The sequence below is a fragment of the Massilia sp. genome (assembly GCF_031995545.1).
Taxonomy (GTDB): domain Bacteria; phylum Pseudomonadota; class Gammaproteobacteria; order Burkholderiales; family Burkholderiaceae_D; genus Telluria.
In genome coordinates this window covers 87,601-111,605 of the sequence record NZ_DAMAGA010000013.1, presented here as the reverse complement: position 1 = coordinate 111,605, position 24,005 = coordinate 87,601, and the positions used below count along the sequence as shown (strand labels likewise).

The 24,005-nt window shown below is 62.8% G+C and carries 17 protein-coding genes; 10 read left to right on the top strand and 7 right to left on the bottom strand.

The features are described 5' to 3' along the window. Positions 1–62 precede the first annotated feature (62 nt). Together mqo and RTQ83_RS12020 are read right to left on the bottom strand one after the other, a co-directional pair. The gene (mqo, locus tag RTQ83_RS12025; protein ID WP_312514663.1) at positions 63–1,730 is read right to left on the bottom strand and encodes a malate dehydrogenase (quinone); all 1,668 of its coding nucleotides are present in this window, start codon (positions 1,728–1,730) and stop codon (positions 63–65) included. Positions 1,731–2,223: 493 nt separating this feature from the next. After that, positions 2,224–4,719 carry an EAL domain-containing protein gene (locus RTQ83_RS12020; protein WP_312514661.1) on the bottom strand — a complete coding sequence of 832 codons (2,496 nt, stop codon included), beginning with the start codon at positions 4,717–4,719 and terminating at the stop codon, positions 2,224–2,226. 334 nt (positions 4,720–5,053) lie between these two features. On the opposite strand from RTQ83_RS12020, the gene RTQ83_RS12015 reads away from it, so the two are divergent. Next, positions 5,054–6,295 (top strand): Gfo/Idh/MocA family oxidoreductase, encoded by a 1,242-nt coding sequence (locus tag RTQ83_RS12015; protein WP_312514659.1) that lies wholly within the window; start codon positions 5,054–5,056, stop codon positions 6,293–6,295. Positions 6,296–6,459: 164 nt separating this feature from the next. After that, a complete protein-coding gene (locus RTQ83_RS12010) occupies positions 6,460–7,914 on the top strand; it encodes a cytochrome P450 (protein WP_312514657.1) in 1,455 nt (484 codons plus the stop codon). 15 nt (positions 7,915–7,929) lie between these two features. Here RTQ83_RS12010 and glmS read toward each other — a convergent pair whose 3' ends face one another. Then, positions 7,930–9,759 carry a glutamine--fructose-6-phosphate transaminase (isomerizing) gene (gene glmS / locus RTQ83_RS12005; protein WP_312514654.1) on the bottom strand — a complete coding sequence of 610 codons (1,830 nt, stop codon included), beginning with the start codon at positions 9,757–9,759 and terminating at the stop codon, positions 7,930–7,932. Positions 9,760–9,920: 161 nt separating this feature from the next. Here glmS and RTQ83_RS12000 point away from each other — a divergent pair, with 161 nt between their 5' ends. Then, a complete protein-coding gene (locus RTQ83_RS12000) occupies positions 9,921–10,391 on the top strand; it encodes an Lrp/AsnC family transcriptional regulator (RefSeq protein ID WP_312514652.1) in 471 nt (156 codons plus the stop codon). A gap of 146 nt (positions 10,392–10,537) precedes the next feature. Here RTQ83_RS12000 and glmU read toward each other — a convergent pair whose 3' ends face one another. Further along, positions 10,538–11,917: a bifunctional UDP-N-acetylglucosamine diphosphorylase/glucosamine-1-phosphate N-acetyltransferase GlmU gene (glmU, locus tag RTQ83_RS11995; RefSeq protein WP_312514650.1), complete on the bottom strand. Its 1,380-nt coding sequence runs from the start codon at positions 11,915–11,917 to the stop codon at positions 10,538–10,540. 42 nt (positions 11,918–11,959) lie between these two features. On the opposite strand from glmU, the gene RTQ83_RS11990 reads away from it, so the two are divergent. The 4 genes from RTQ83_RS11990 (at position 11,960) to RTQ83_RS11975 (ending at position 14,446) form a co-directional block, all read left to right on the top strand. Beyond that, the gene (locus RTQ83_RS11990) at positions 11,960–12,838 is read left to right on the top strand and encodes a DUF6279 family lipoprotein (RefSeq protein WP_312514648.1); all 879 of its coding nucleotides are present in this window, start codon (positions 11,960–11,962) and stop codon (positions 12,836–12,838) included. Positions 12,839–12,960: 122 nt separating this feature from the next. Then, positions 12,961–13,557, top strand: coding sequence for a 16S rRNA (guanine(966)-N(2))-methyltransferase RsmD (gene rsmD, locus RTQ83_RS11985; protein WP_312514646.1), 597 nt, complete (start codon positions 12,961–12,963; stop codon positions 13,555–13,557). A gap of 118 nt (positions 13,558–13,675) precedes the next feature. Further along, on the top strand, positions 13,676–14,170 hold the full coding sequence (coaD, locus tag RTQ83_RS11980) for a pantetheine-phosphate adenylyltransferase (protein WP_312514644.1): 495 nt from the start codon (positions 13,676–13,678) through the stop codon (positions 14,168–14,170). Positions 14,171–14,185: 15 nt separating this feature from the next. Further along, positions 14,186–14,446: a YfhL family 4Fe-4S dicluster ferredoxin gene (locus tag RTQ83_RS11975; RefSeq protein ID WP_312514642.1), complete on the top strand. Its 261-nt coding sequence runs from the start codon at positions 14,186–14,188 to the stop codon at positions 14,444–14,446. Between the two features lie 626 nt (positions 14,447–15,072). Here the strand turns inward: RTQ83_RS11975 and RTQ83_RS11970 are convergent. Beyond that, positions 15,073–15,357: a hypothetical protein gene (locus tag RTQ83_RS11970; protein WP_312514640.1), complete on the bottom strand. Its 285-nt coding sequence runs from the start codon at positions 15,355–15,357 to the stop codon at positions 15,073–15,075. Positions 15,358–15,510: 153 nt separating this feature from the next. Between RTQ83_RS11970 and RTQ83_RS11965 the strand changes: the two genes are divergently transcribed. Then, entirely contained in the window at positions 15,511–16,464 is a 954-nt protein-coding gene (locus RTQ83_RS11965) for a LysR family transcriptional regulator (protein WP_312514638.1), read from the top strand. A 141-nt stretch (positions 16,465–16,605) separates the two neighbouring features. Here RTQ83_RS11965 and RTQ83_RS11960 read toward each other — a convergent pair whose 3' ends face one another. Next, positions 16,606–17,061, bottom strand: a complete 456-nt coding sequence (locus RTQ83_RS11960; RefSeq protein ID WP_312514636.1) for an Lrp/AsnC ligand binding domain-containing protein — start codon at positions 17,059–17,061, stop codon at positions 16,606–16,608. 223 nt (positions 17,062–17,284) lie between these two features. Here RTQ83_RS11960 and putA point away from each other — a divergent pair, with 223 nt between their 5' ends. Continuing rightward, the gene (gene putA, locus RTQ83_RS11955) at positions 17,285–20,932 is read left to right on the top strand and encodes a trifunctional transcriptional regulator/proline dehydrogenase/L-glutamate gamma-semialdehyde dehydrogenase (protein WP_312514634.1); all 3,648 of its coding nucleotides are present in this window, start codon (positions 17,285–17,287) and stop codon (positions 20,930–20,932) included. Positions 20,933–21,085: 153 nt separating this feature from the next. Continuing rightward, the gene (gene ald, locus RTQ83_RS11950) at positions 21,086–22,201 is read left to right on the top strand and encodes an alanine dehydrogenase (RefSeq protein ID WP_312514632.1); all 1,116 of its coding nucleotides are present in this window, start codon (positions 21,086–21,088) and stop codon (positions 22,199–22,201) included. Here ald and RTQ83_RS11945 read toward each other — a convergent pair. Then, complete coding sequence (locus RTQ83_RS11945) at positions 22,171–22,965, bottom strand: 5'-methylthioadenosine/adenosylhomocysteine nucleosidase (RefSeq protein ID WP_312514682.1); 795 nt, start codon at positions 22,963–22,965, stop codon at positions 22,171–22,173. The two genes, ald and RTQ83_RS11945, sit on opposite strands and share 31 nt — an antisense overlap. Positions 22,966–24,005: the final 1,040 nt, after the last annotated feature.

Below are 24,005 nucleotides of genomic sequence, written 5' to 3'. Positions count from 1 at the left end.
CTAGCACCGGGGCCGTTTTCATGTAGCGACCGCGACAAACGCCGCGGTCGTGATTTGCCGTATTACTTGGCTGCGGCCGGCACAGTTGCTGCCGAAGCGGCGGCTGCCGGTGCATCGGTCACCAACGCTGCCGGACCCGGCATCGCGTTACCGGTCACGTCCAGCGTAAACGCCTTCAGGCCCAGCACTTTGCTGCTCTGCTGGCGAATCTGGTTGGCGTAGGCCGCGTCGTCGTTCAGGTGACGGCCGTACGACGGAATCATTTCCTTCATCTTGGCATCCCACTCAGGCGTCTTCAGCTGGTCGCGGAAGGCCGAGGCCTTCAGCACTTTCAGCATGATCGGCGCGGCGGTCGATGCGCCCGGCGAGGCACCCAGCAGGGCGGTCACGCTGCCGTCGCTTGATGCCACGACTTCGGTACCGAACTGCAGCAGGCCGCCCTTCTTCGGATCGTCCTTGACGATCTGCACGCGCTGGCCGGCGTTGACCAGGGTCCAGTCTTCAGCCTTGACTTCAGGCAGGTAGTCGCGCAGGGTCGCGATGCGGTCTTCCTGCGAATTCATTACCTGTTCGATCAGGTACTTGGTCAGCGGGATGTTGTCGATACCGGCCTGGAACATTGGACGCACGTTGCCGGTGCCCACCGATGCCGGCAGGTCGATCCACGAGCCGTTCTTCAGGAACTTGGTCGAGAAGGTCGCGAACGGTCCGAACAGCAGGGCTTTCTTGCCGTCGATGATGCGGGTGTCCAGGTGCGGGACCGACATCGGCGGCGATCCGACCGAGGCCTTGCCGTAGACCTTGGCGTGGTGCGCCTCGATCAGGGCCGGGTTGGTGGTCACCAGCCACTGGCCGCCGACCGGCACGCCGCCGTAGCCCTTGGCTTCCGGGATGCCGGTCTTTTCCAGCAGCGGCAGCGCGCCGCCGCCGGCGCCGATGAACACGAACTTGGCGCTCACGGTGCGGGTCTGGTTGTCCGCCAGGTTCTTGACGGTGACGTTCCACAGGCCGTTTTCGCCACGCTTGATGTCTTCGACCTGGGTACGCAGGTTGAGGGTCATGCCGTGGGTGCCGGTCAGGTGCTTGACCATGCTGCGGGTCAGGGTGCCGTAGTTGACGTCGGTGCCGATGTCCATGCGGGTGGCGGCCACCTTCTGGTTGGCGTCGCGGCCGTTCATGACCAGCGGCGCCCACTTGCGGATCTGTTCGTTGTCTTCGGTGTACAGCATGCCCTTGAACAGGTTTTCCTTCTGCAGCGCGGCGTAGCGCTTGCGCAGGTAGTTGATGTTGTCATCACCCCACACAAAGGCCATGTGCGGCACGTTGTTGATGAAGGTCTGCGGCGCGCCCAGGTACTGCTTGCCGACCTGGTAGGCCCAGAACTGCTTGGAGATTTCGAACTGTTCGTTGATGTCGACAGCCTTCTTGGTGTCGATACTGCCGTCCGGCATTTCCGGGGTGTAGTTCAGTTCGGCGAAACCGGAGTGGCCGGTGCCGGCATTGTTCATCGCGTCGGAGCTTTCGACCGACACGCCGTCCATGCGCTCGAACATCTCGATGGACAGTTTGGGATCGAGTTCCTTGAGCATGGTGCCCAGGGTGGCGCTCATCACGCCGGCGCCGACCAGCACGACGTCGACCGGTTTATCGGCATTGGCGGGGGGCGGGTTCTTGGAACACGCGGAAACGATGAGGCAAGATAGGACGACAAGAAGCGAAGAGGTACGCATACGAGTATTAACCTGTAAGAAGATTGCGGTGGCACTACCCTGCAAACATTCTGATTTAAAAATACCAACGGGCTCGGTATGGCGCGGCCTCTGCCCACAAACCGGCTGGAGATGCAGGCTGGACGAGAGCGCACCGATAGGGAGCGTGCCGCCAAGACCGGCGCCGTCATGCGGACGACGCGCGAGCTCAGCAACAGACGCATAGCGAAGACAATGCCCCGCCCGATTCGACGTGATGCGAACCGATGCGGGAACAGCTGGCATACAGGGTTGTGACGCGCTGATGTCGACGATCAGGCAGGCCAATCACATTCCTGGCGTCCATTGAGCGGGATGCCCCGGATGGGGAACGGCGAGTATAGCCCAAACAAATCGGGTTTGCCGGATCCAGGCCCAATAATTACGCAAACTCAGTAGTAGTACGCAGTAGCTGTACGAATACCTGCGGATTGCCCGAATATGGCGACAGATGAGCTAACCCAACGGTGCCGAATCACTCCAGTGCCGGATGGCCGTCGAGATCGCGCTTGCGCTGCTCGGCCGCTTCCGGACGCCCGAACAGATAGCCCTGGAAGTGGGTACAGCCCTCCTGCTCCAGGCGCCGGAACTGGGCCGTGGTCTCGACCCCTTCGGCAGTGGTTTCGATCAGCAGGCTGCCACTGAGGCCGGTGATGGCGCGGATAATGGCGACCGCTTCGCGGCTTTCTTCCATTTCTTGCACGAAGGACTTGTCGATCTTGATCTTGTCGAACGGGAACGAGCGCAGATAGCTCAGCGACGAGTAGCCGGTGCCGAAGTCGTCCAGCGCGATGCGCACGCCCAGCGCCTTCAATGCGCGCAGCGTGCGCACATTGCTGTCGCTCGAGTCGAGCATCACCGACTCGGTGATCTCGAGTTCCAGCCGCTGCGGCGGCAAGCCGGAGTCGGCCAGCGCCAGCGCCACCGTGTCGACCAGGGCGCTGCTCTTGAACTGCACCGGCGACAGGTTCACCGCCACCGTCTCGCCACCGCTCCAGCCGGCCGCTTCCTGGCACGCCAGGTTCAGGGCGCGCGCGCCGATCTCGTGGATCAGGCCGGTCTCTTCGGCGACCGGAATGAACTCCATCGGCGAGATCAGGCCCTTGTCCGGGTGGCGCCAGCGGATCAGGGCCTCGTAGCCCGAGATGCACTGGCGGCGCTGCTCGACGATCGGCTGATAAGCCATGTACAGCTCGCCGCGGTGCAGGGCGCGCCGCAGGTCGATCTCGATCTGGCGCCGCACGCGCGCCGCCGCTTCCAGTTCGGGGCGGAACAGTTCGTGGCGGTTGCGGCCGTTGCGCTTGGCTTCGTACAGCGCCATGTCGCCGTACTGCAGCAGCTGCTCGGCAGTGGCGGCGTCCTGCGACGACAGGGCGATGCCGACGCTGATCCCCACCGCGAAGCTGTGGCCGTCGATCGAGAACGCCGGCGCCACCGCGTCGATCAGGCGCTGCGCCGCCTGCTGCGCTTCCTCGACCCGCATCACGCGCGGCAGCACCACGGCGAACTCGTCGCCGCCCAGGCGCGCCAGCGTGTCCTGTTCGCGCAGGCACTTGCGCAGGCGGTTGGCCAGCGTCAGCAGGATCTTGTCGCCGAAGCCGTGGCCGAAGGCGTCGTTGATGTTCTTGAAGTTGTCCAGGTCGAGGCACAGGATGCCCACGCCCATGCCCGCTTCGGCGCTGCGGTCGGCATCGACGATCGCCTGCTCCAGGCGCTCGTTGAAGTGGTGGCGATTCGGCAGGTTGGTCAGGCCGTCGTGCTGCGCCATGTGGTGGATCTGGGCATAGGCCGCCAGTTCGTCGGTGACGTCTTCGGTGATGGTCAGCACGTAGTCGCTGGTGCCATCGGGCTGCTTGCCGAGCACGGTGCGACTGCGCAGGCTACGCGGGCCGACCTGGGTCTGGACCAGGATCGCATCGTCGAGCGCGCCGGCGTTCGATGGCGCCGCGCCCGCCTGGCGCTCGAGGTAGTCCGCCACGGCCGGGCTCAGGCAGTCGCGCGCGGTACGGCCTTTCATGTCCACCTGCGGCTGGCCGAACAGGCGCTGGGCCTGCTGGTTGGCGAGCAGGATCGCGCCGCTGTTGCGGTCTTGCGCCAGCACGCTGGCCGGGATGTTGGCGATCACCGAATCGAGGAAGTCGCTCAGCGAGGCCATCTGCTGGCTGTAGGCTTCGGCCAGTTCCTTGGCCTCGATCAGCTTGAGCTGCTGCTGGTGGCGCTCGGTGATGTCGCGCGTGATCTTGGCAAAGCCCATCAGCGCGCCGTCGTCGTCGTGGATGGCGTCGATCACCACGCTGGTCCAGAAGCGCGTGCCGTCCTTGCGCAGGCGCCAGCCTTCGGCCTCGAAGCGCAGTTCGGTGCGCGCGATCTCCAGCGCGCGCTGCGGCAGGCCGGCGGCGCGGTCTTCCTCGGTATGGAATACCGAGAAATGCTTGCCGACGATCTCGTGCGCCTTGTAGCCCTTGGCGCGCTCGGCGCCGGCATTCCAGTTGACCACGTGGCCTTCGGTGTCGAGCATGTAGATCGCATAGTCGGTCACGCCCTGCACCAGGTAGCGGAAGCGCCGCTCCTGCTCGCGCTGGGCCAGCTCGGCTTCGCGCTGCTCGCTGCAGTCGCGCGTGATCTTGGCAAAGCCGAGCAGTGCGCCGTCCTCGGCGCGGATGGCGTCGATCACCACGTGGGCCCAGAACGCGGTGCCATCCTTGCGCACGCGCCAGCCGGTGTCTTCGAAGCGGCCGGTGCGGGCCGCGATCTCCAGGTTGCGCGCCGGTACGCCGGCCGCGATGTCATCGCTGAGGTAGAAGCGCGAATAGTGCTGGCCGACGATCTCGGCCGCGACATAGCCCTTGGCGCGCTGGGCGCCCGGATTCCAGTTGGAGACGATGCCTTCCGGGGTCAGGGTATAGATTGCATAGTCGACCACGCTCTGGACGAGCAGGCGGTACATCAGGTCGGAATTGTCGGCGTTCATGGCAAGGCAACAAAAGAGGAACACCGAAGGAGGGCGCGGTGCAACGCTTCGATTGCGGCAAGAACGGGCAAGAGAAGGAGTCGCGCCGACGCTGGATAAGCAGGTGAACTCGGGCTTGCCGTGGATAACGGCAGCAATCGAGAAGTTACTATACAGGAATTAGTTCTTGTCAGAACTATGCGCGCCGAATATGCAACACAAGTATGAGACCTCAAGTATTTCGTCTCATCGGCAGCGCGACGACAGCTCTCGCGTTTTCTACGGGGCAAGCGAGCGCTGTCGTTCAATATCGCATGCGAGGATGAACTTTTACCATCTCCAAGGAAGCCCTCTCATGAAACAAGACCAGCCGCCGCGCCGCGACTTCCTGCGCTATGTCGGTACCATGGCAGCCCTGTCCACGCCTGCGCTGCATGCCGCCGCCAGCGAAAAGAACCGGGTCAGTTTCCCGCCGATCTTCGACAAATCCGAGAAGCCGGAAAAGACCGAGCCGCCGGGCGATTCGTGGGACGAGCGGGTCGGCGTTGCCGTGGTTGGGCTGGGCCGCATCGCTATCGACGAGATGCTGCCGGCCTTCCAGCAGAGCAAGCATGCGAAGGTGGTGGCGCTGGTCACGGGCGACCGCGACAAGGGACTCAAGGTGGCGCGCCAGTACAACGTCCCCGAGAATGCCGTGCTCGACTACAAGGACTTCGACAAGCTGGCGCAGATGCCCGACGTCAAGAGTGTATATATCGCGCTGCCCAACAACATGCACCTGGAGTACACCGTGCGCGCGGCGAAGGCCGGCAAGCACGTGCTGTGCGAAAAGCCGATGGCCAACAGCGCGGCCGAATGCCGCCAGATGATCGAAGCCTGCCGCAAGGCCGGGCGCCAGCTGATGATCGCCTACCGCAGTCAGTACGAAGCGCTCGATCGCACCCTGGTGAAAATGGTCCGCGACAAAAAGCTGGGCGCGCTGAAGGAATTCAATTCGGTCAACTCGCAGAACATGGGCGATCCGCAGCACTGGCGCCTCAAGAAAGCGATGGCGGGCGGCGGCGCGCTGCCGGACATCGGTATCTATTGCATCAACGCCGCGCGCTTCCTCAGCGGCGAAGAGCCGAGCGAAGTGTTCGGCAGCATCTGGTCGACGCCGGGCGATGCGCGCTTCCGTGAAGTCGAGGAATCGTGCCAGTTCGTACTGCGTTTCCCGAGCGGCTTCAGCGCCACTTGCAGCACCAATTACTCGGCGCACAAGTCGCAGATGTTCCGCCTCAACGGTTTCGAGGCCTGGGCCGAGATGGATCCCGGCTATGCCTATCACGGCAACAAGCTGCGCATTACGCGCGTGGTGGACGGCAAGGAGCAGACCAGCGAGGTCCAGCCCGGCAACGAAAACCAGTTCACCCTGATGATCGACCACTTCGCCAGCTGCATCCAGCAGAACAAGGACGTGCACACGCCGGGCGAGGAAGGCTTGCAGGACCAACGCATCATGGATGCGATCTACGAGTCGGCGCGCACGGGCAGGGTGGTCAAGCTGAAACCGCCGGCCGGCAAGACGCGCGGGCCGGAGCCGCTGGACGCGCAGTAACGCACGCAGTAGTACACGCGGTTGTCCGATACGGTGCCGGCGGCCGTGCCGGGCACCGTGCGTCGCCATCGCCAACATTGTCGTAAAGTCTACATGACGAACTGGACAGTCAGGCACCTTGCCCGGGCTGTGCCCGTTCGGCGACGATTTGGAGATGAGCTGACATGAAGAAACACAATCGGAACCTGCTGCTGGCCGGCGCGCTCGGCCTGGCTGGCGGCTACGCGGCGGGGAAAATGCTTTCCCGCTCTTCGAGCCCGTCACGCGCGGGCGCCGGCAGCCTGCCCACCGCCGGCGTGCTCGACACGCTGGCCCTGGCCGTGGACGTGCTGGCCCCGACCTTCGCCAAGGGCGTGATCGTACGCCGCCCGGCGGTGGTGGCGCTGGCCGAAAAGCTGGAGCTGGACCGGCGCGCAATTGGGCGCATGCAAAAGCTGCGCAACAAGTACGGTAGCGGACCGCTGATGCTGCCGCTGCCGATCCGCAAGCAGGCGGTCGTATTCTCGCCGGAACATGCGCGCCGCGTGCTGGATGAGTCGCCGGAACCGTTCTCCGCCGCCAGCAGCGAAAAGCGCGCCGCGCTGTCGCATTTCGAACCGAAAGGTTCGCTCATCTCGCAATGCCCGCAGCGCACTGCGCGCCGCCAATTCAATGAAGACGTGCTGGAGCACGAACGCGCGGTGCACCACATGGTGGGTAATTTCCTGCCGGTGGTCGACGACGAAGCGCAGCGCATCCTGGCCACTGCCCGTGCTCAGGGTGAACTCGACTGGGACACCTTCAACGCCGGCTGGACCCGCATGGTGCGGCGCGTCGTGTTCGGAGAAGGCGCCGCCGGCGACCAGGAAATCAGCGACATGATCATCAGCCTGCGCAAGGCCGCCAACTGGGCCTTCATGCATCCGAAGAAGACCGGCATGCGGGCACGCTTCCTGGAACGCATCCAGTCTTACCTCGACCGCGCCGAGCCGGGCAGCCTGGCGGCGGTGGCGGCGACCGTGCCCAAGAGCGCCGAGACCGAAGCGAACCACCAGGTGCCGCAATGGCTGTTCGCCTTCGACGCCGCCGGTATGGCCACCTTCCGCGCGCTGGCGCTGCTGGCCACGCATCCTGATCAGGCAGCGCGTGCTCGCGAAGAATTGCACAGCAAGCCCGGCATGGAGCGCCAGTACCTCCCGTTCCTGCGCTCGACCGTGCTGGAGTCGCTGCGCCTGTGGCCGACGACGCCGGCGATCCTGCGCCAGAGTACGCGCGACACGCAATGGGGCGACGCCACCATGCCGGCCGGCACCGGCATCCTGCTGTTCACGCCGTTCTTCCACCGCGACGATGAGCGCATGGAATGCGCCGACCGCTTCACGCCGGAGCTGTGGCTGAAGGATGACAAGGTGAGGGAGGCCCAGAACCGTGAGTGGCCGCTGGTGCCGTTCAGCAGCGGGCCGGCGATGTGCCCGGCGCGCAACTTGGTACTGATGCTGACCAGCGCCATGCTGGCGGCGCTGATCGACAAGGGCGGAGACGTGGTGAAACTGGTGCAGGAAGAGCGGCTGAACCCGGCGCGGTTGCCGGGGACGCTGGACAATTACAGCCTGCGCTTCGCGTTCGGCGCAGGCCGCTAAACAGCTTACAACGACTTACTCGACCGTAACCGATTTGGCCAGGTTACGCGGCTTGTCCACATCGGTCCCGCGCGCCAGCGCAGTGTGATACGCCAGCAGCTGCAGTGCTGCCACGTGCAGGATCGGCGACAGCAGGCCGTAGTGTTCCGGCAGGCGGATCACGTGCAGGCCGTCGCCCGAGGTGATGCGCGAGTCGACGTCGGCAAACACGTACAGCTGGCCGCCTCTAGCGCGCACTTCCTGCATGTTCGACTTCAGCTTTTCCAGCAGCGCATCGTTCGGGGCGATCGTGACCACCGGCATCTCTTCGGTCACCAGCGCCAGCGGGCCGTGCTTCAGTTCGCCGGCCGGGTAGGCTTCGGCGTGGATGTACGAGATTTCCTTGAGCTTCAGCGCGCCTTCCAGGGCGATCGGGTAGTGGATGCCGCGGCCCAGGAACAGGGCGTTTTCCTTGCGCGCGAATTCCTCGGCCCAGGCGATGATCTGCGGCTCCAGCGCCAGCACCGAGCTCAGTGCGACAGGCAGGTGGCGCATCATCTTGAGGTGTTCGGTTTCTTCCGCCTCGGTGATGCGGCCATTGACTTGCGCCAGCGTCAGGGTCAGCAGGAACAGCGCCGCCAGCTGGGTGGTGAAGGCCTTGGTCGAGGCGACGCCGACTTCGACGCCGGCGCGGGTGATGTAGGCCAGCTGGCATTCGCGCACCATGGCGCTGGTCGAGACGTTGCAGATGGTGAGCGTATGTTCCATGCCCAGGCTGCGCGCGTGCTTCAGCGCGGCCAGGGTGTCGGCGGTCTCGCCGCTCTGCGAAATGGTGACCACCAGCGTATCCGGGTGCGGGACGCTGTCGCGGTAGCGGTATTCGCTGGCGATCTCGACGTTGACCGGGACCTTGGCCACCGATTCGATCCAGTACTTGGCGGTGAGGCCGGCGTAGTAGCTGGTGCCGCAGGCCAGGATCAGCACGCGGTCGATCTTCTTGAACACGGCATAGGCACCGTCGCCGAACAGTTCCGGCATGATGCCGGTGACGCCTTCCAGGGTGTCGCCGATCACGCGCGGCTGCTCGAAGATCTCTTTCTGCATGTAGTGGCGGTACGGGCCCAGCTCGGCGGCGCCGGTGTGGGCGTGCACGGTTTTCACTTCGCGCTCGACCGGGCGGCCTTCGGCATCGACGATCCAGTAGCGCGCCAGTTGCAGGTCGACCACGTCGCCTTCTTCCAGGTAAATGATCTGGTCGGTGGTGCCGGCCAGCGCCATCGCGTCCGAAGCGACGAAGTTTTCATCCTTGCCGACGCCGACGATCAGCGGCGAGCCCTGGCGCGCGGCGATCACGCGGTGCGGTTCTTCGCGGCAGAACACGGCGATCGCGTAGGCGCCGTGCAGACGCTTGACGGCCTGCTGCACGGTGTCGAACAGGTCGCCGTTGTACATGTGGTCGACCAAGTGGGCGATGACTTCGGTGTCGGTCTGGCTGGTGAAGGTGTAGCCGAGGCCAGTCAGTTCGGCGCGCAGCTCGTCGTGGTTTTCGATGATGCCGTTGTGGACAAGTGCGATGCGGGCATTGTCTTCGGTTGGCGAGAAGTGCGGGTGGGCATTGTGCGAGGCCGGGGCGCCGTGGGTGGCCCAGCGGGTGTGGGCAATGCCGGTGAAACCGTCGAGGCTGGCTTCGCGCACCTGCGATTCGAGTTCGGCCACGCGCGAGGTCGAGCGCGAGCGGGTCAGGCGGCCGTCCAGGTGCACGGCGACGCCGCAGGAGTCGTAACCTCGGTATTCGAGGCGCTTCAGGCCCTCGATCAGGACGGGGGTGATATTACGTTTGGCGACTGCACCGATGATACCGCACATGGCAAACCTCACTTAAAAATTATCAACAAATCCTATCGTAGAGCAAGTAGCATGAAATATGCTTTCAGTGCGCTATAGGTTTTGTTAGATAATTTCACCATGACAGGCACGTGAAATGATATTTCACGATAGGCGATATTTTTACTTAATATTTCATTACGATGACAGAACAACCAGAGTTGGACGATCTTGATCGTCGCATCCTCAATGCCCTGCAGGCTGATGCATCGCAGACGAACGCGGAACTGGCCGAACTCGTCCATGTATCGCCGCCGACCTGCCTGCGCCGCGTCAAGCAATTGACCGAGAACGGGGTGATCGCACGCCAGGTGGCGATCGTCGATCCGGACAAGATCGGCGCTCGCCTGAGCGCCATCGTCGAGATCACGCTCGATGTCCAGGCTGCCGAACGCATGATGGAGTTCGAGGCACTGGCGGCGCAGCAGGCCGCCGTACTGCAGTGTTACCGGGTAACGCCGGGCCCGGATTTCGTGCTGGTGGTGCAGGTGGCCGACATGCCGGCCTACCACGCGCTGGCGCACCGGCTGTTCACGGCGCATGCCAATGTGCGCAACGTGAAGGCATATTTCTCGACCCACCGCAGCAAGTTCGAGACCCGCATCGCGGTCTGAAGCGGGGTTTCGGGCCACTCCAGGCCTGTGGATAATATTGTGGATGACCACTTGAAAGAGCACAGGATAACCGTGGGATGACCCTGTGTTTATCTTGTGATCTTCCTGTGATTAGCCTGTTGTCAGCCTGTTGATAGGTACCGGATTTACTTCTTCACCTTGACCGGACGCTTCCATCCTTCGATGGTCAATTGCTTGGGACGCGAAATGGTCAGCTTGCCGGCCGGCGCATCCTTGGTCAGCGTGGTGCCGGCGCCCAGGGTGGCACCCTTGCCGACCGTCACCGGCGCCACCAGCTGGCTGTCGCTGCCGACGAACACATCGTCTTCGATCACGGTGCGGAACTTGTTGGCGCCGTCGTAGTTGCAGGTGATGGTGCCGGCGCCGAGGTTGACGCGCGAGCCGATCATGGCGTCGCCGACATAGGCCAGGTGGTTGGCCTTGCTGTGCGCGGCCACCGTGCTGTTCTTGATTTCCACAAAGTTACCCACATGCACGTCCTCGCCCAGTTCGGTGCCCGGACGCAGGCGCGCGTAGGGGCCGATCTGGGAAGCGGCACCGATCACGGCGTCTTCGATGTGGCAGAACGGCTTGATGTTGGCGCCGGCGCCGACCGTGGCGTCGACCAGCACGCAGTTGGGGCCGATGCGCACGCCTTCGCCCAGCTCGACGCGGCCTTCGAACACGCAGCCGACGTCGATCACGACATCGCGTCCGCAGATCAGTTCGCCACGCACGTCGATGCGCGCCGGATCCATCAGGGTCACGCCTTTTTCCAGCAGCGCGTTGGCAATGTTCAGTTGATGGCGGCGCTCGAGCTCGGCCAACTGCACCTTGCTGTTGACGCCAGCCACTTCCCACTCGCCCGACGGCTGGCTCGATACCACCGGTACGCCATCGGCCACTGCCTGCGCGACGATGTCAGTCAGGTAGTACTCGCCCTGGGCGTTGTTGTTGGACAGTGCCGCCAGCCACTTTTTGAGGTGGCGGGTCGGGATCACCATGATGCCGCTGTTGATTTCCTTGATCGCGCGTTCCTGCTCGTTCGCATCCTTTTCTTCGACGATGCGCACGATGGCGCCGGCATTATCGCGCACGATGCGGCCCAGGCCGAAGGGATTGGCCTGCTCGACGGTAAGGATCGCCAGCTTGTCGGTGCCGGCCGCGTCCACCAGGCGGCGCAGCGAGTCGACGGTGGTCAGCGGCACGTCGCCGTACAGCACCAGCGTGGCGTCCGCATCGTCGAGTTGCGGCACCGCCTGCATCACGGCGTGACCGGTGCCCAGCTGCGGCTGCTGCAGGGCGGTATCGATCGTGCTGCCGGTCTCCTGCGCCAGTGCGGAGACCATCTCAGGCACCGCTGCGCCTCCATGGCCATAAATCACGCATAATTTTTTCGGACCAAGACTGCGCGCGGCATCAATGACGTGGCGCAATAGCGGCTTACCAGCCAGTGGATGCAGTACTTTCGGCAGGGCAGATTGCATGCGTTTGCCCATGCCGGCGGCGAGGATCACAACGTTCATAAGCCGTTCTCAGAAAAAGTTGAATATATGAAAAATTTTAGCATGCAAGATACCTTGATCCGGCGCACCTTTGCGCTGTTGGCAATTGCTTTGATGGCCCTTGCAGCGGGTTGCAGCACCATCCGCTTCTCGTACAACCAGGGCGACACCTTACTTTACTGGTGGCTCGATTCGTATGTCGACTTCGAGGGTCAACAAGCCGACGTCGCCAAGCGCGACATCAACACATTGTTCCAGTGGCATCGCCAGACCCAGCTGCACGACTATGCGGCACTGCTCGGCACCTGGCAGCGCCAGCTGGCCGGCAATCCGACCCAGGCCGACTTGGTCAATGCTTACCGCGAAGTGCGGGTGCGCAGCGAACGCCTTGGAGCACGCGCCGTGCCGGAACTGAGCACATTGGCGATGTCGATCACGCCCGAGCAGATCGGCAACATCGAGCGCAAGTTCAATGCCAAGAATGAAGAGTATCGCCGCAAGTTCATAAGCGGCAGTAACGACAAGCGCAATCGTGCGCGCTTCAAGAAGTCGATGGAGCAGTTCGAGCTGTGGTTCGGCAATTTCAGCAGCGAACAGGAAGCCACGCTGCGCCGTGCTTCCGATGCGCGGCCGCTGGATAACAACGTCTGGCTGGAAGAGCGGATCTACCGCCAGCGCCGGATCCTGGCCATGCTGCGCGAAGTGCAGCAAAAGAAAATGAACCGGGAACAAGCCACGGCGCGCGTGCAGGCGCTGCAGAAGGAATTGTTCACCCGCATGGAGTCGCCCGAGCGCAAGGCGTTCTACGACGCCAGCATCGACCAGACCACCAAGTACATCATGACCGCGATCCGCATCGCCACCCCGCAGCAAAAGACGCATGCCCAGCAGCGCATGCAGGGCTGGATCAATGACTTCCAGACGCTGGCCGCAGGTAAATAAATCGATCCGACTCGCCCGCAGACCGGGCGGATATCAAGCAAAAAGGGCGGCCGGCACCCCATGCTATAGTGCCGCCCATGCAGAAAAAGTCCCACAAACCCCAGCCCCATGGCGCCCCGCGCATGGCGCAACACCAGGTGCGCATCATCGGCGGCGCCTGGAAACGCACCCCTTTGCCGGTCCTCGACGCCCTCGGTCTGCGCCCGACGCCGGACCGCGTGCGTGAAACCGTCTTCAACTGGATCAACCACCAGCTTCCCGGCGAGTGGGACACGGCAACCGTGCTCGACCTGTTCGCCGGCTCCGGTGCGCTCGGCTTCGAAGCGGCCAGCCGCGGCGCGGCGTCGGTCACGATGATCGACAACCATGGCCCGGCGGTACGCCAGCTGGAAGCCAACCGCGACAAGCTGAAAGCCGACAACATCACCATCCTGCGCGCCGACGCCCTGGCACTGGCACGCGACATGGCGGCGCGCGGCCAGCGCTTCGACGTGATCTTCCTCGATCCGCCGTATCAACAGGACCTGCTGGCCAAGGCGTTGCCGCTGTGCCCGGCGCTGCTGAAGGAGGGCGGCCTGGTGTACGCTGAGGCCGAAACGGCGCTGTCGCTGGAGGGCGACGATGCGCCGGAATGGCTGGCCGGCTGGGATATCGTGCGGTCAGACAAAGCCGGGATGGTCTACTTCCATTTATTGAAGTTGCAAGCCGGCGCCACCTAACGCCCATCCGGGCGCGAGATTATGCACAAGAAGTGGGCAAACCCCGCCCCGGCCTGGGGCGGCTGCCGGATTTTCAGGCATAATGCGCGCATTCAGGGTGTTTTCTCAGGGAGCCGCAATGGTTGTAGCCGTTTATCCAGGTACGTTCGATCCGCTCACGCGCGGCCACGAGGATTTGGTACGTCGTGCATCCGGCCTGTTCGACCGTCTGGTGGTCGGCGTCGCCGACAGCAGGAACAAGCGTCCATTCTTCACGCTCGAAGAGCGCCTTGACATCGCCAACGAAGTGCTTGGCCACTACCCCAACGTGCAGGTCGAAAGTTTCTCCGGCCTGCTCAAGGATTTCGTGCGCAAGCATGACGCGCGCGTGATCGTCCGCGGCCTGCGCGCCGTGTCCGACTTCGAATACGAGTTCCAGATGGCGGGCATGAATCGCTACCTGCTGCCCGATGTCGAAACCATGTTCCTGACCCCGTCCGACCAGTACCAGTTCATTTCGGGCACCATCGTGCGCGAGATCGCGCTGCTGGGCGGCGACGTGTCCAAATTCGTGTTCCCTTCGGTCGACCGCTGGCTGCAAAAGAAGATTGCATCCATGCCGCCGAAGGCCTGACTCCTTCCTACGCAAATGGCCCTACTGATTACCGACGACTGCATCAACTGCGACGTCTGCGAGCCCGAGTGCCCCAACGAAGCGATTTCGATGGGCGAAGAGTTTTATCAGATCAATCCCGACAAGTGCACCGAGTGCGTCGGCCACTTCGACGAGCCGCAGTGCGCGTTGCTGTGCCCGGTGGCCTGCATTCCACTCGATCCGGCACGTCGCGAGACCCGCGAAGAACTGCTCATCAAGTATGAACGCCTAACGGCCAACAAGGCCGCAGCCTGATCCCTTCCTGATTTTCCTCCCGACCGGCGCTCTTGAAGCGCCGGTTTTCATTTCCGCTCCCGTTTTTGCTGCCGCGTGCCGGTTTTTCCGGCAGGCGCGTTCACGCACGCCGGTCATATCGTGCTTTCCGGTTTTTCGATCATGGGTACTGTTACTTGCTGCGTTTTCCATCCCCAAATCCGCTCGTCTGTGTTATTACCGATAGTTTTACTTTTTTATCTTTAGAATGTGAAGTTCGTGTAACATGTCAAGATAATTCATCAATTACGTTAGTTATCTCGTCATTATGTCGCTAACTCATCAGTTCAGCGCTATTCCTAATCGAGCTCATGTATTTCTCCATCATGACGTTAATACCTGTTAAATTCGGTCTTTTTTTACTCATCAATAAGTTATCTTGTCATTCCGATGTTCTCTTTCGAAATCTGATTTTTGACTTATTGTGAATTATGTTAAATAAAATGAGCGAGAAAAGCCGGGTAACGGCAAGTTACCGGCGAATGGTGCGATCGGGTCGATCATCAGGAGAAGGTGCCTGGCCAAACAGGTGAGAACCGTCAGGGCGACAGGCGAAAAAAAACGCGGCGTCCGTTTCCGGAGGCCGCGTCTGGAGGAAGACGGGGTAATTAGTAGCGGATGCCCATGGCGCGCGCTTCGGCGGCGTCGACCGGGTCCAGGCTGGCATTCTTGCGGGTCATCGCCAGCGCCTCGTTCAAGGCGCGCTGCGCGGCCAGCTCGGCCTTGGAACGACGCGGGCGCACGGTCAGGAACAGTGCGCGGCCGATACCGACCAGCAGCGGACGGAAGAACACCAGGGTGCCGCCCAACAGTGCCAGATAAACGGCGGTACTGAACACCTGGCCGAAAGGCACGGCGGCAGCGGTCTGGAACAGGGTGGCGGTGGTAGACATGATGTGATTGCGATCTGTAGTTACTCTGTTATTTTTCTGGACTATAGTGCAACGCAACATATAAATCTAATTCCGTTCGCTGATGGCGCTTATACTGATTGTGAATGATTTGATGTACACTTGTATTCACACCAGTTCCCCATTCCTAATTCCATGAGCTTTCTGACGCTTGACTTGAATCTGCTGCGTGTATTCGACGCGGTGATGACCGAGCAAAACCTGACGCGCGCCGCCGGCCACCTGGCGATGACCCAGCCGGCTGTATCGAATGCGATCAAGCGATTACGAGAAAGCCTGGGTGACGAACTCCTGATCCGCACTGCCTACGGCGTCAAGCCGACCCCGCGCGCCGAAGCCCTGTGGCCGGCCGTGCGCCAGGCGCTGGCGGCGCTGGAAGCGGCGGTGATGCCGGAAACCTTCGACGTCTCCAAGGCCCAGGCCACCTTCCGCATGGCGATGGCCGACGCCACCGCCGCGCTGTGGCTGCCTTCCTTGATGCGTTCGATCGAAAGCGAAGCCCCGGGCGTGAATATCCGTATGGTGCCGCTGACCACGCGCGAACCGCGGCCGATGCTGCTGCGTGGCGATATCGACCTGGCGGTGGGTTTCTTCCCGGGCGTGGCGGCGCAACTGTCGTACGAGACCGGCTCGCCGATCCGCCATGAGCGCCTGTATTCGGGCGTGTATGTGTGCGTGATGCGCAAGGACCATCCGCTGGCCAAGGAAAAACTCGATCTCGATACCTATTGCAAGGCGAATCACCTGTTGGTGAGCTTCTCGGGCCGCGCGCACGGGCTGGTGGACGAGGCGCTGGCCCAGCTCGGACGCGAACGGCGCATCCTGCTCACCGTGAACCAGTTCTTTACCGCTGGCAGGGTGGTGGCGAATTCGGATCTGATTACCGTGCTGCCGAAGCACTTGATGGTGTCGACCGGGATGACCGACGTGCTGGTGTGGCGCGAATTGCCGCTGCAACTGCCGGCGGTGCACCTGGATATGCTGTGGCACGAGCGCGATGGACGTAGTCCGGCGCATCGCTGGCTGCGCAAGAATCTGGAAACGATGGCGGAGAGTGCCACCAAATCCGGCGTGCGCAAGGTGGTGTAGGGTTGGCGGCTATGCCGCCGACGCGTCGATTGTTATCGGCTTCGCTATCGTGCCGGATGATCTTGATGCAAACTACCACCGCGTCGGCGGCATAGCCGCCAACCCTACAAAGGCCAGACATCGTCTGGCCTTTGTTTTGCGTTACCGGATCGGCAACTTGGTCGTATTCTTGACCTCTTCCATCACCGCATACGTGTGCGTCTCGCGCACACCCTTCTGCAGCAGCGTCTTGCCCAGGAATTCGCGATACGCCGCCATATCCTTCACGCGCGCCTTGACCAGGTAATCGAAGCCGCCGGCCACCATGTGGCATTCCAGCACCTCGGGAATCATCTGGACGCTTTGTTTGAATGCGTCGAACACCTCGGGAGTGGTACGATCGAGCACCACCTCGATAAATACGAGCAGCGACACATCCAGCAGCTGCGGATTGAGCTGGGCCGTATAGCCCATGATATAGCCCAATTCGTGTAGCTTGCGCACCCGCTCGAGGCAGGCCGCCGGTGACAGGTTTACGCGCGCCGCCAGCTCCACGTTGCTGATGCGACCGTCGTTCTGGAGCTCTGCCAGAATCTTCTTGCTGATCTTGTCCAACATCAGGGTCTCCTTGTAAATTTTATTCGGCCAGATTGTCGCATCAAAAACTATCTTTTGCTAGTCTGGATTAAAAACAGAATAAATCCAGAAGAATTCCTTCTACAATCGAATCATTTCCACCGAGTCTTTACCAGCAATTTGTTGCGCCGGCCGCCCACCAAGCAGTCGGCGCTTTTGCCATACGCGGTGCCCTTCGTTGTTCTTTTTTCTTTGAATATTCGCCATGCAGATCGCTGCTTCCCCGGCCCCTACTTTCGTCCCGTTCGACGCCCTCCACGCTGAAGTCAAACGCGAGCAGACACCGCTGCGCGCCGCCATCACCGCCGCCTACCGCCGCGATGAAGCCGAAGCCGTGCAATGGCTGCTGTCCCAGGGCGCCACGCCCAGCCCTGATGCCCAGGCGCTGGCACGCCGTCTGGTGTCAAGCGTGCGCGAAAAGCGCACCCGCGCCTCGGGCGTGGACGCGCTGATGCACGAATTCTCGCTGTCGTCGGAAGAAGGCGTGGCCCTGATGTGCCTGGCCGAAGCGCTGCTGCGCATCCCGGACAGCGAGACCGCCGACCGCCTGATCGCCGACAAGATCAGCCGTGGCGACTGGCGCAAGCACCTGGGCGAATCGCCGTCGCTGTTCGTGAATGCCGCCACCTGGGGCCTCCTGGTGACCGGCAAGCTGGTCTCGCCGACGAGCGAGCGTGGCCTCGGTGCGGCGCTGACGCGCATGATCGCCAAGGGCGGCGAGCCGCTGATCCGCAAGGGTGTCGACCTGGCGATGCGCATGCTGGGCAACCAGTTCGTCACCGGCCAGACCATCGACGAAGCGCTGAAGAACAGCCGCGAGAATGAAACCCGCGGCTACCGCTATTCGTACGACATGCTGGGCGAAGCGGCGCTCACGGAGCAGGACGCGAAGAACTACTACGCCTCGTACGAGCAGGCGATCCACGCGATCGGCAAGGCTTCGAACGGCCGCGGCATCAAGGACGGCCCGGGCATCTCGATCAAGCTGTCGGCCCTGCACCCGCGCTACAGCCGCGCCCAATACGCGCGCGTGATGGGCGAACTGCTGCCGCGCGTGCGCAGCCTGGTCCTGCTGGCCAAGAGCTACAACATCGGCATCAACATCGACGCCGAGGAAGCCGACCGCCTCGAGATCTCGCTCGACATGCTGGAAGCACTGGCGTTCGATCCTGAACTCGCCGGCTTCGAAGGCATCGGCCTGGTGGTGCAGGCCTACCAGAAGCGCTGCCCGTTCGTGATCGATTACCTGGTCGACCTGGCCAAGCGTAGCGGCCGCAAATTCATGGTGCGCCTGGTGAAGGGCGCCTATTGGGACGCCGAGATCAAGCGCGCCCAGGTCGAAGGCATGCCGGGCTATCCGGTCTACACGCGCAAGGTGTACACCGACGTCTCGTATCTCACCTGCGCGCGCAAGCTGCTCAGCGCCGCCAACATCCTGTACCCGCAGTTCGCCACCCACAACGCGCACAGCCTGTCGGTGATCTACACCTGGGCCCAGGCCGAGAACATCCACAACTACGAGTTCCAGTGCCTGCACGGCATGGGCGAGACCCTGTACGACCAGGTGGTCGGTGCCAGCAACCTGGATAAAGCCTGCCGCATCTATGCGCCGGTCGGTTCGCACGAAACGCTGCTGGCCTACCTGGTGCGGCGCCTGCTGGAAAACGGCGCCAACTCCTCGTTCGTGAACCAGATCGTGGACGAGAGCGTGGCGATCGACACCCTGATCACGGATCCGTTCGACGTCGCGCGCGCCAGCGGCGGCAAGCCGCATCCGGCGATCGCCCTGCCGGTCGGCATGTTCGGCGCCGAGCGCCTGAATTCGGCCGGCATGGACCTGGTCAACGAAGACATCCTGTGCGCGGTGGCCGACGGCCTGGCGCAGCAGCGCCAGCATCTGGCCGCGCCGCTGATCGCGGGGAACGTCGAAGCCGGCACGCCGGCGAACGTGGTCAACCCGGCGGTGTCGAGCGATATCGTGGGGCAGGTGAGCGAAGCCTCGCGTCTTGATGTCGAAACCGCGCTGGCGGGCGCCAGCGCCTTCGTCGCCGAATGGGCAGCGACGAGTGCCCACGAGCGCGCCGCGATCCTGGAACGCACCGGCGACCTGTTCGAACAGAACGGCGTCGAGCTGATGGCCCTGGCCGTGCGCGAAGCGGGCAAATCGCTGCCGAACGCGATCGCCGAACTGCGCGAGGCGGTCGACTTCCTGCGCTACTACGCAGTGCAGGTGCGCGCCTCGGGCAGTGCCGAAGCACTGGGCCCGGTCAGCTGCATCAGCCCGTGGAACTTCCCTCTGGCGATCTTCACCGGCCAGGTAGCCGCCGCTCTGGCGGCCGGCAACGTGGTGCTGGCCAAGCCTGCGGAACAAACGCCCTTGATTGCGTACCGCGCGGTGGAACTGTTCATCGAAGCCGGCACCCCGCGCGCCGCGCTGCAGCTGCTGCCGGGCCGCGGCGAAGTGGTCGGCGCCGCGCTGACCGCCGACAGCCGCATCAAGGGCGTGATCTTCACCGGTTCGACCGAAGTGGCGCAGCTGATCAACCGCACCCTGGCCAAGCGCGCGGAGCAGGAAGGCATCGACATTCCGCTGGTGGCCGAAACCGGCGGCCAGAATGCGCTGATCGTCGATTCGTCGGCGCTGCCGGAACAAGTCGTGCAGGACGTATTGAGCTCCGCCTTCGACAGCGCCGGCCAGCGCTGCTCGGCGCTGCGCGTGCTGTTCCTGCAGGAAGACATCGCCGACAAGACCATCAAGATGCTCAAGGGCGCGATGCAGGAACTGCGCGTGGGCAGCCCGGACCGCCTTTCGACCGACATCGGCCCGGTGATCGACCAGGAAGCGCAGCGCAACCTGCTGGCGCACATCGAGCGCACCAAGGCCACCGCGCGCAGCCACTTCGCGCTCGAGCTGCCGGCATCGGTGAGCGACTACGGCACCTTCGTGCCGCCGACCGTGCTCGAAATCGCATCGCTGTCGGAACTCAAGCAGGAAGTGTTCGGCCCGGTGCTGCACATCGTGCGCTACCGCCGCGCCGACCTGCCGCAGGTGATCGATGCGATCAATGCCACCGGCTATGGCCTGACCCTGGGCGTGCACTCGCGTATCGACGAGACCATCGACTTCATCGTCAACCGCGCGCACGTGGGCAACATCTACGTCAACCGCAACATCGTCGGCGCGGTGGTGGGTGTGCAGCCGTTCGGCGGCGAGGGTAAATCGGGTACCGGTCCAAAGGCCGGCGGCCCGCTCTACCTGAAGCGCCTGCAGCGCGGCGCCGCGCCCCTGATGCAGCACGTGCGCCAGCCGGAAGCGGCACTGGAAGCGCTGCTTGGCTGGCTGCGCACCAATGGTCAACAACCAGTAGCGGCGCTGGCCGAAGGCTATGCGCGCACGTCGCTCAACGGCGTATCGATGGACCTGCCGGGACCGACGGGCGAAAGCAACCGCCTGTCGTTCACCCCGCGCGGCACCGTGCTGTGCGCCCCCGGCACCCCGGCCGGCCTGCTGAACCAGCTGGCCGCCACCCTGGCCACCGGCAATCGCGCGCTGGTACTGGCGCCGGCACCGGAGATGATCCCGGCCGACCTGCCGGCGATCGTGAAGGAGCGCGTGCGCTTCATCGGCAAGGCGGAAGTCGATGCCGGCGTGTTCGACATCGCCCTGGTCGAATCGGGCCTGGCCGGCTCGCTGCGCACCCAGCTGGCGGCGCGCAGCGGCGCCATCATCGGCATCGTCGACACCGAACCGACCGCGCCGGTGGACCTGTGGCGCCTGGTGGCCGAACGCGCCGTCTGCGTCAACACCACCGCCGCTGGCGGCAACGCAAGCCTGATGACGCTGGGCCTGTAAAAATCGCAGGGTGGCCGGGCAGCCCCGTCCACCCGTTTCGATTCGCAACCCGTAGGGTCGGCAGGTCCCCTGCCGACGCGTTCAACACCATCAACACAGCAGCAAAACGAAAAAGGCAGGAGAACCGCAGGAGACACCCCAAAGGAGACCGACATGCTTGTAGGCGTTCCAAAGGAAATCAAGAACCACGAATACCGGGTCGGCCTCACGCCGGCCTCCGTCCACGAACTGGTCGCACGCGGCCACGGAGTCATCGTCCAGCGCAATGCCGGCGCCGAGATCGGCCTCGATGACGCGCAATACGGCGCCGCCGGCGCCACCATCGTCGACAGCGCCACGGAAGTCTTCGCGCGCGCCGACATGATCGTCAAGGTCAAGGAACCGCAAGCCGCGGAATGCGCCATGCTGCGCCCCGACCAGATTCTCTACACCTACCTGCACCTGGCACCCGATCCCGAGCAAACCGCCGCCCTGGTGGCCTCTGGTGCCGTCTGCATCGCCTATGAGACCATCACCGGCCCTGGCGGCGGCCTGCCGCTCCTGGCGCCCATGAGCGAAGTGGCGGGCCGCATGTCGATCCAGGCCGGCGCCAGCCACCTGGAGAAGTCGAAGGGCGGCATGGGCCTGCTGCTGGGCGGCGTGCCGGGCGTGGCGGCCGGCCATGTGGTGATCATCGGCGCCGGCGTGGTCGGCACCAATGCGCTGCAGATGGCGGTCGGCGCCGGTGCGCGGGTCACGGTGCTGGACAAGAACGTCGACCGCCTGCGCCAGCTCGATCTGGTCTACGGCAACCGCATCGCCACCCTGTATTCGAATGCGCATGCGCTGGAAGAAAGCGTGCTGGCGGCCGACCTGGTGATCGGCGGCGTGCTGGTGCCGGGCGCCGCGGCGCCGAAGCTGGTCACACGTGCCATGGTCGCCCGCATGAAGAAAGGCTCGGTGGTGGTGGATGTGGCGATCGACCAGGGCGGCTGCTTCGAGACTTCGCACCCCACCACCCATGCCGATCCCACCTTCGTGGTCGATGGCGTGATCCACTACTGCGTGGCGAACATGCCGGGGGCGGTGGCGCGCACCTCGACCTTTGCCCTGAATAACGCCACCATCGGCCATGCCGTGGCATTGGCGAACAAAGGCTGGAGACAGGCTCTGACAGACGACATCCACCTGCGCCATGGCCTGAACGTCTGCCAGGGCAAGGTCACCTTCGAGGCGGTGGCCCAGGCGCTGGGATACGACTACGTGCCGGCCGAGTCGATCCTGGGCTGAAGCGGCGCATCCCGGAGTTCCCGGCACAGGCGCCGGGTGATGTAGAACGCGTACTGCGCGGCCACCGATTTCACGAAGCGCATGAAGTCGTGGGCCGCGTTTTCATTGGCGTTGTCCGAAATCGCGCGGATCACGGCGAACGGCACGTTCAGCTCGTGACACACCTGCGCCACCGCGGCGCCTTCCATTTCCACTGCCACCAGCCCGGGCAGGGCACCGTTCATCGCTTCCAGGCGCAGGCGGTCGTTGACGAACTGGTCGCCGCTGGCGATCAGGCCGCGGTGCACGCGCGGCTGCTCGAGTTGGAACGCCATCTGGTCCTGGCGCTGAATCGCTTCCATGAAATCCTGTTCCAGGAAGTCATGGGCGGCGACGGACAGCCGCATCGACAGCTGCAGGTCGGGCTGGAAGTGCGAGCGGCCGATCAGCGGCACCTCGAAGCGTGGAAACAGGGGACTGGCATCCATGTCGTGCTGGACCAGCGATTCGGCGATCACGATGTCGCCGACACGCACCGTTTTGTCGCCGGCACCGGCCACGCCGGTAAACAGGATGTGGGTAACTCCGAACTTCTCCACAAGCGTTGTCGCGCTCATGGCAGCGGCAACCTTGCCAATACGCGATAAGACGCACACAGCGTCGATTTCCCACAGCTGTCCGACAAAGTACTCGCGCATGCCATGGATGAGCCTGGAGGGCCTTTCCATGGCCTCCACGAGCCCTGCCTGTTCTTCATGCAGTGCGCTGATGATTCCTAGACGCATCTTTTGTTGTTCTTCCTTGGTGCGGGTTGAGAGGTAACCGGAGAGCAGGGCGTGTTCGATGCTGAATCGTGCCTTACAACCATCCATTCAACGGCTACCCGTGCTTCTGTTGGCAGAGAGTGTGCATAACACCCATCTTGTACACAACTGTTTTTGTAAGGATGGGTTGTCCGGATGTCTGACAACTACCAAGGGTAACCATGTCTACTGGGTGACTATTGGTCCTGCGTCAGCCAGGCAGAGCGATTTCGCTCGCGTTTTTCGGCGACTTGCCTTTGTTTGTTTACTTAAAAAGTATGTATACAAAGTTGATAGTGATAGTAAACGCGCACTGAACTGTGGATAAACGGCGTTTACTCCACAGTATCAACGATTTACGTTCCGGTTTACCTGGCTGACAAACCTTGCGTTTGCGTGTAACGGATCTTGGATAAAAATCCGGGTTGCCGGCAAACAGCCGGTTCTGCACATCCACTCCTGTGGATATTCAGCGGTTTTTCCACATCAGATTGGCTTTCAGGCCGGTATCCGTGAATACAAGCTGTCCTGTAGCGCTCCAGGTCTTTGATTGCAGACGTTGCTGGCAGCTTGATCGATCATCTGGTTCCCTGATTTTTTGGCTGACGCTTTTGAAGCAATAGCTTTCGACGTTTGCCGGCAGTGTTTGCGGTCGCGAATTGTTTTGTTGTTGTATCTAATAACTTGTATACAGATTGGTAGTAATAGTAAACGCCTGTGCGATTGTGGATAACCGGCGTTTTTTCCACAACATCAGTGGTTTACGGTCGCGTAAACAGGCGGGAAAACATCTGTTTTTGCGTTGTAGGAAAGTTGGATAGAAATCGGGGAGCAGTGCCGATGCGACCCTTCTGCACATTCAGTCCTGTGGATATTCATTGGGTTCTCCACAGATGGCTGCAAGGATTCAGACCATATGCCGACTGTCGGGCCTGGCTGGCCAGTGTTCGGCGTGCAGGCAGTGCGATGCGAGACATCGCCAGTCACGGTGCAAAGTAGCAACGAACTGGAAAATTTTTTTT

Coding starts and splice junctions, on each gene's coding strand:
- glmU (WP_312514650.1), bottom strand. CDS start 11,917: ATGAACGTTGTGATCCTCGCCGCCGGCATGGGCAAACGCATGCAATCT.
- RTQ83_RS11965 (WP_312514638.1), top strand. CDS start 15,511: ATGAGCTTTCTGACGCTTGACTTGAATCTGCTGCGTGTATTCGACGCG.
- RTQ83_RS12020 (WP_312514661.1), bottom strand. CDS start 4,719: ATGAACGCCGACAATTCCGACCTGATGTACCGCCTGCTCGTCCAGAGC.
- rsmD (WP_312514646.1), top strand. CDS start 12,961: ATGGCGCAACACCAGGTGCGCATCATCGGCGGCGCCTGGAAACGCACC.
- glmS (WP_312514654.1), bottom strand. CDS start 9,759: ATGTGCGGTATCATCGGTGCAGTCGCCAAACGTAATATCACCCCCGTC.
- RTQ83_RS12000 (WP_312514652.1), top strand. CDS start 9,921: ATGACAGAACAACCAGAGTTGGACGATCTTGATCGTCGCATCCTCAAT.
- RTQ83_RS12010 (WP_312514657.1), top strand. CDS start 6,460: ATGAAGAAACACAATCGGAACCTGCTGCTGGCCGGCGCGCTCGGCCTG.
- RTQ83_RS11945 (WP_312514682.1), bottom strand. CDS start 22,965: ATGCGTCTAGGAATCATCAGCGCACTGCATGAAGAACAGGCAGGGCTC.
- ald (WP_312514632.1), top strand. CDS start 21,086: ATGCTTGTAGGCGTTCCAAAGGAAATCAAGAACCACGAATACCGGGTC.
- RTQ83_RS11960 (WP_312514636.1), bottom strand. CDS start 17,061: ATGTTGGACAAGATCAGCAAGAAGATTCTGGCAGAGCTCCAGAACGAC.
- RTQ83_RS11975 (WP_312514642.1), top strand. CDS start 14,186: ATGGCCCTACTGATTACCGACGACTGCATCAACTGCGACGTCTGCGAG.
- coaD (WP_312514644.1), top strand. CDS start 13,676: ATGGTTGTAGCCGTTTATCCAGGTACGTTCGATCCGCTCACGCGCGGC.
- mqo (WP_312514663.1), bottom strand. CDS start 1,730: ATGCGTACCTCTTCGCTTCTTGTCGTCCTATCTTGCCTCATCGTTTCC.
- RTQ83_RS12015 (WP_312514659.1), top strand. CDS start 5,054: ATGAAACAAGACCAGCCGCCGCGCCGCGACTTCCTGCGCTATGTCGGT.
- RTQ83_RS11970 (WP_312514640.1), bottom strand. CDS start 15,357: ATGTCTACCACCGCCACCCTGTTCCAGACCGCTGCCGCCGTGCCTTTC.
- RTQ83_RS11990 (WP_312514648.1), top strand. CDS start 11,960: ATGCAAGATACCTTGATCCGGCGCACCTTTGCGCTGTTGGCAATTGCT.
- putA (WP_312514634.1), top strand. CDS start 17,285: ATGCAGATCGCTGCTTCCCCGGCCCCTACTTTCGTCCCGTTCGACGCC.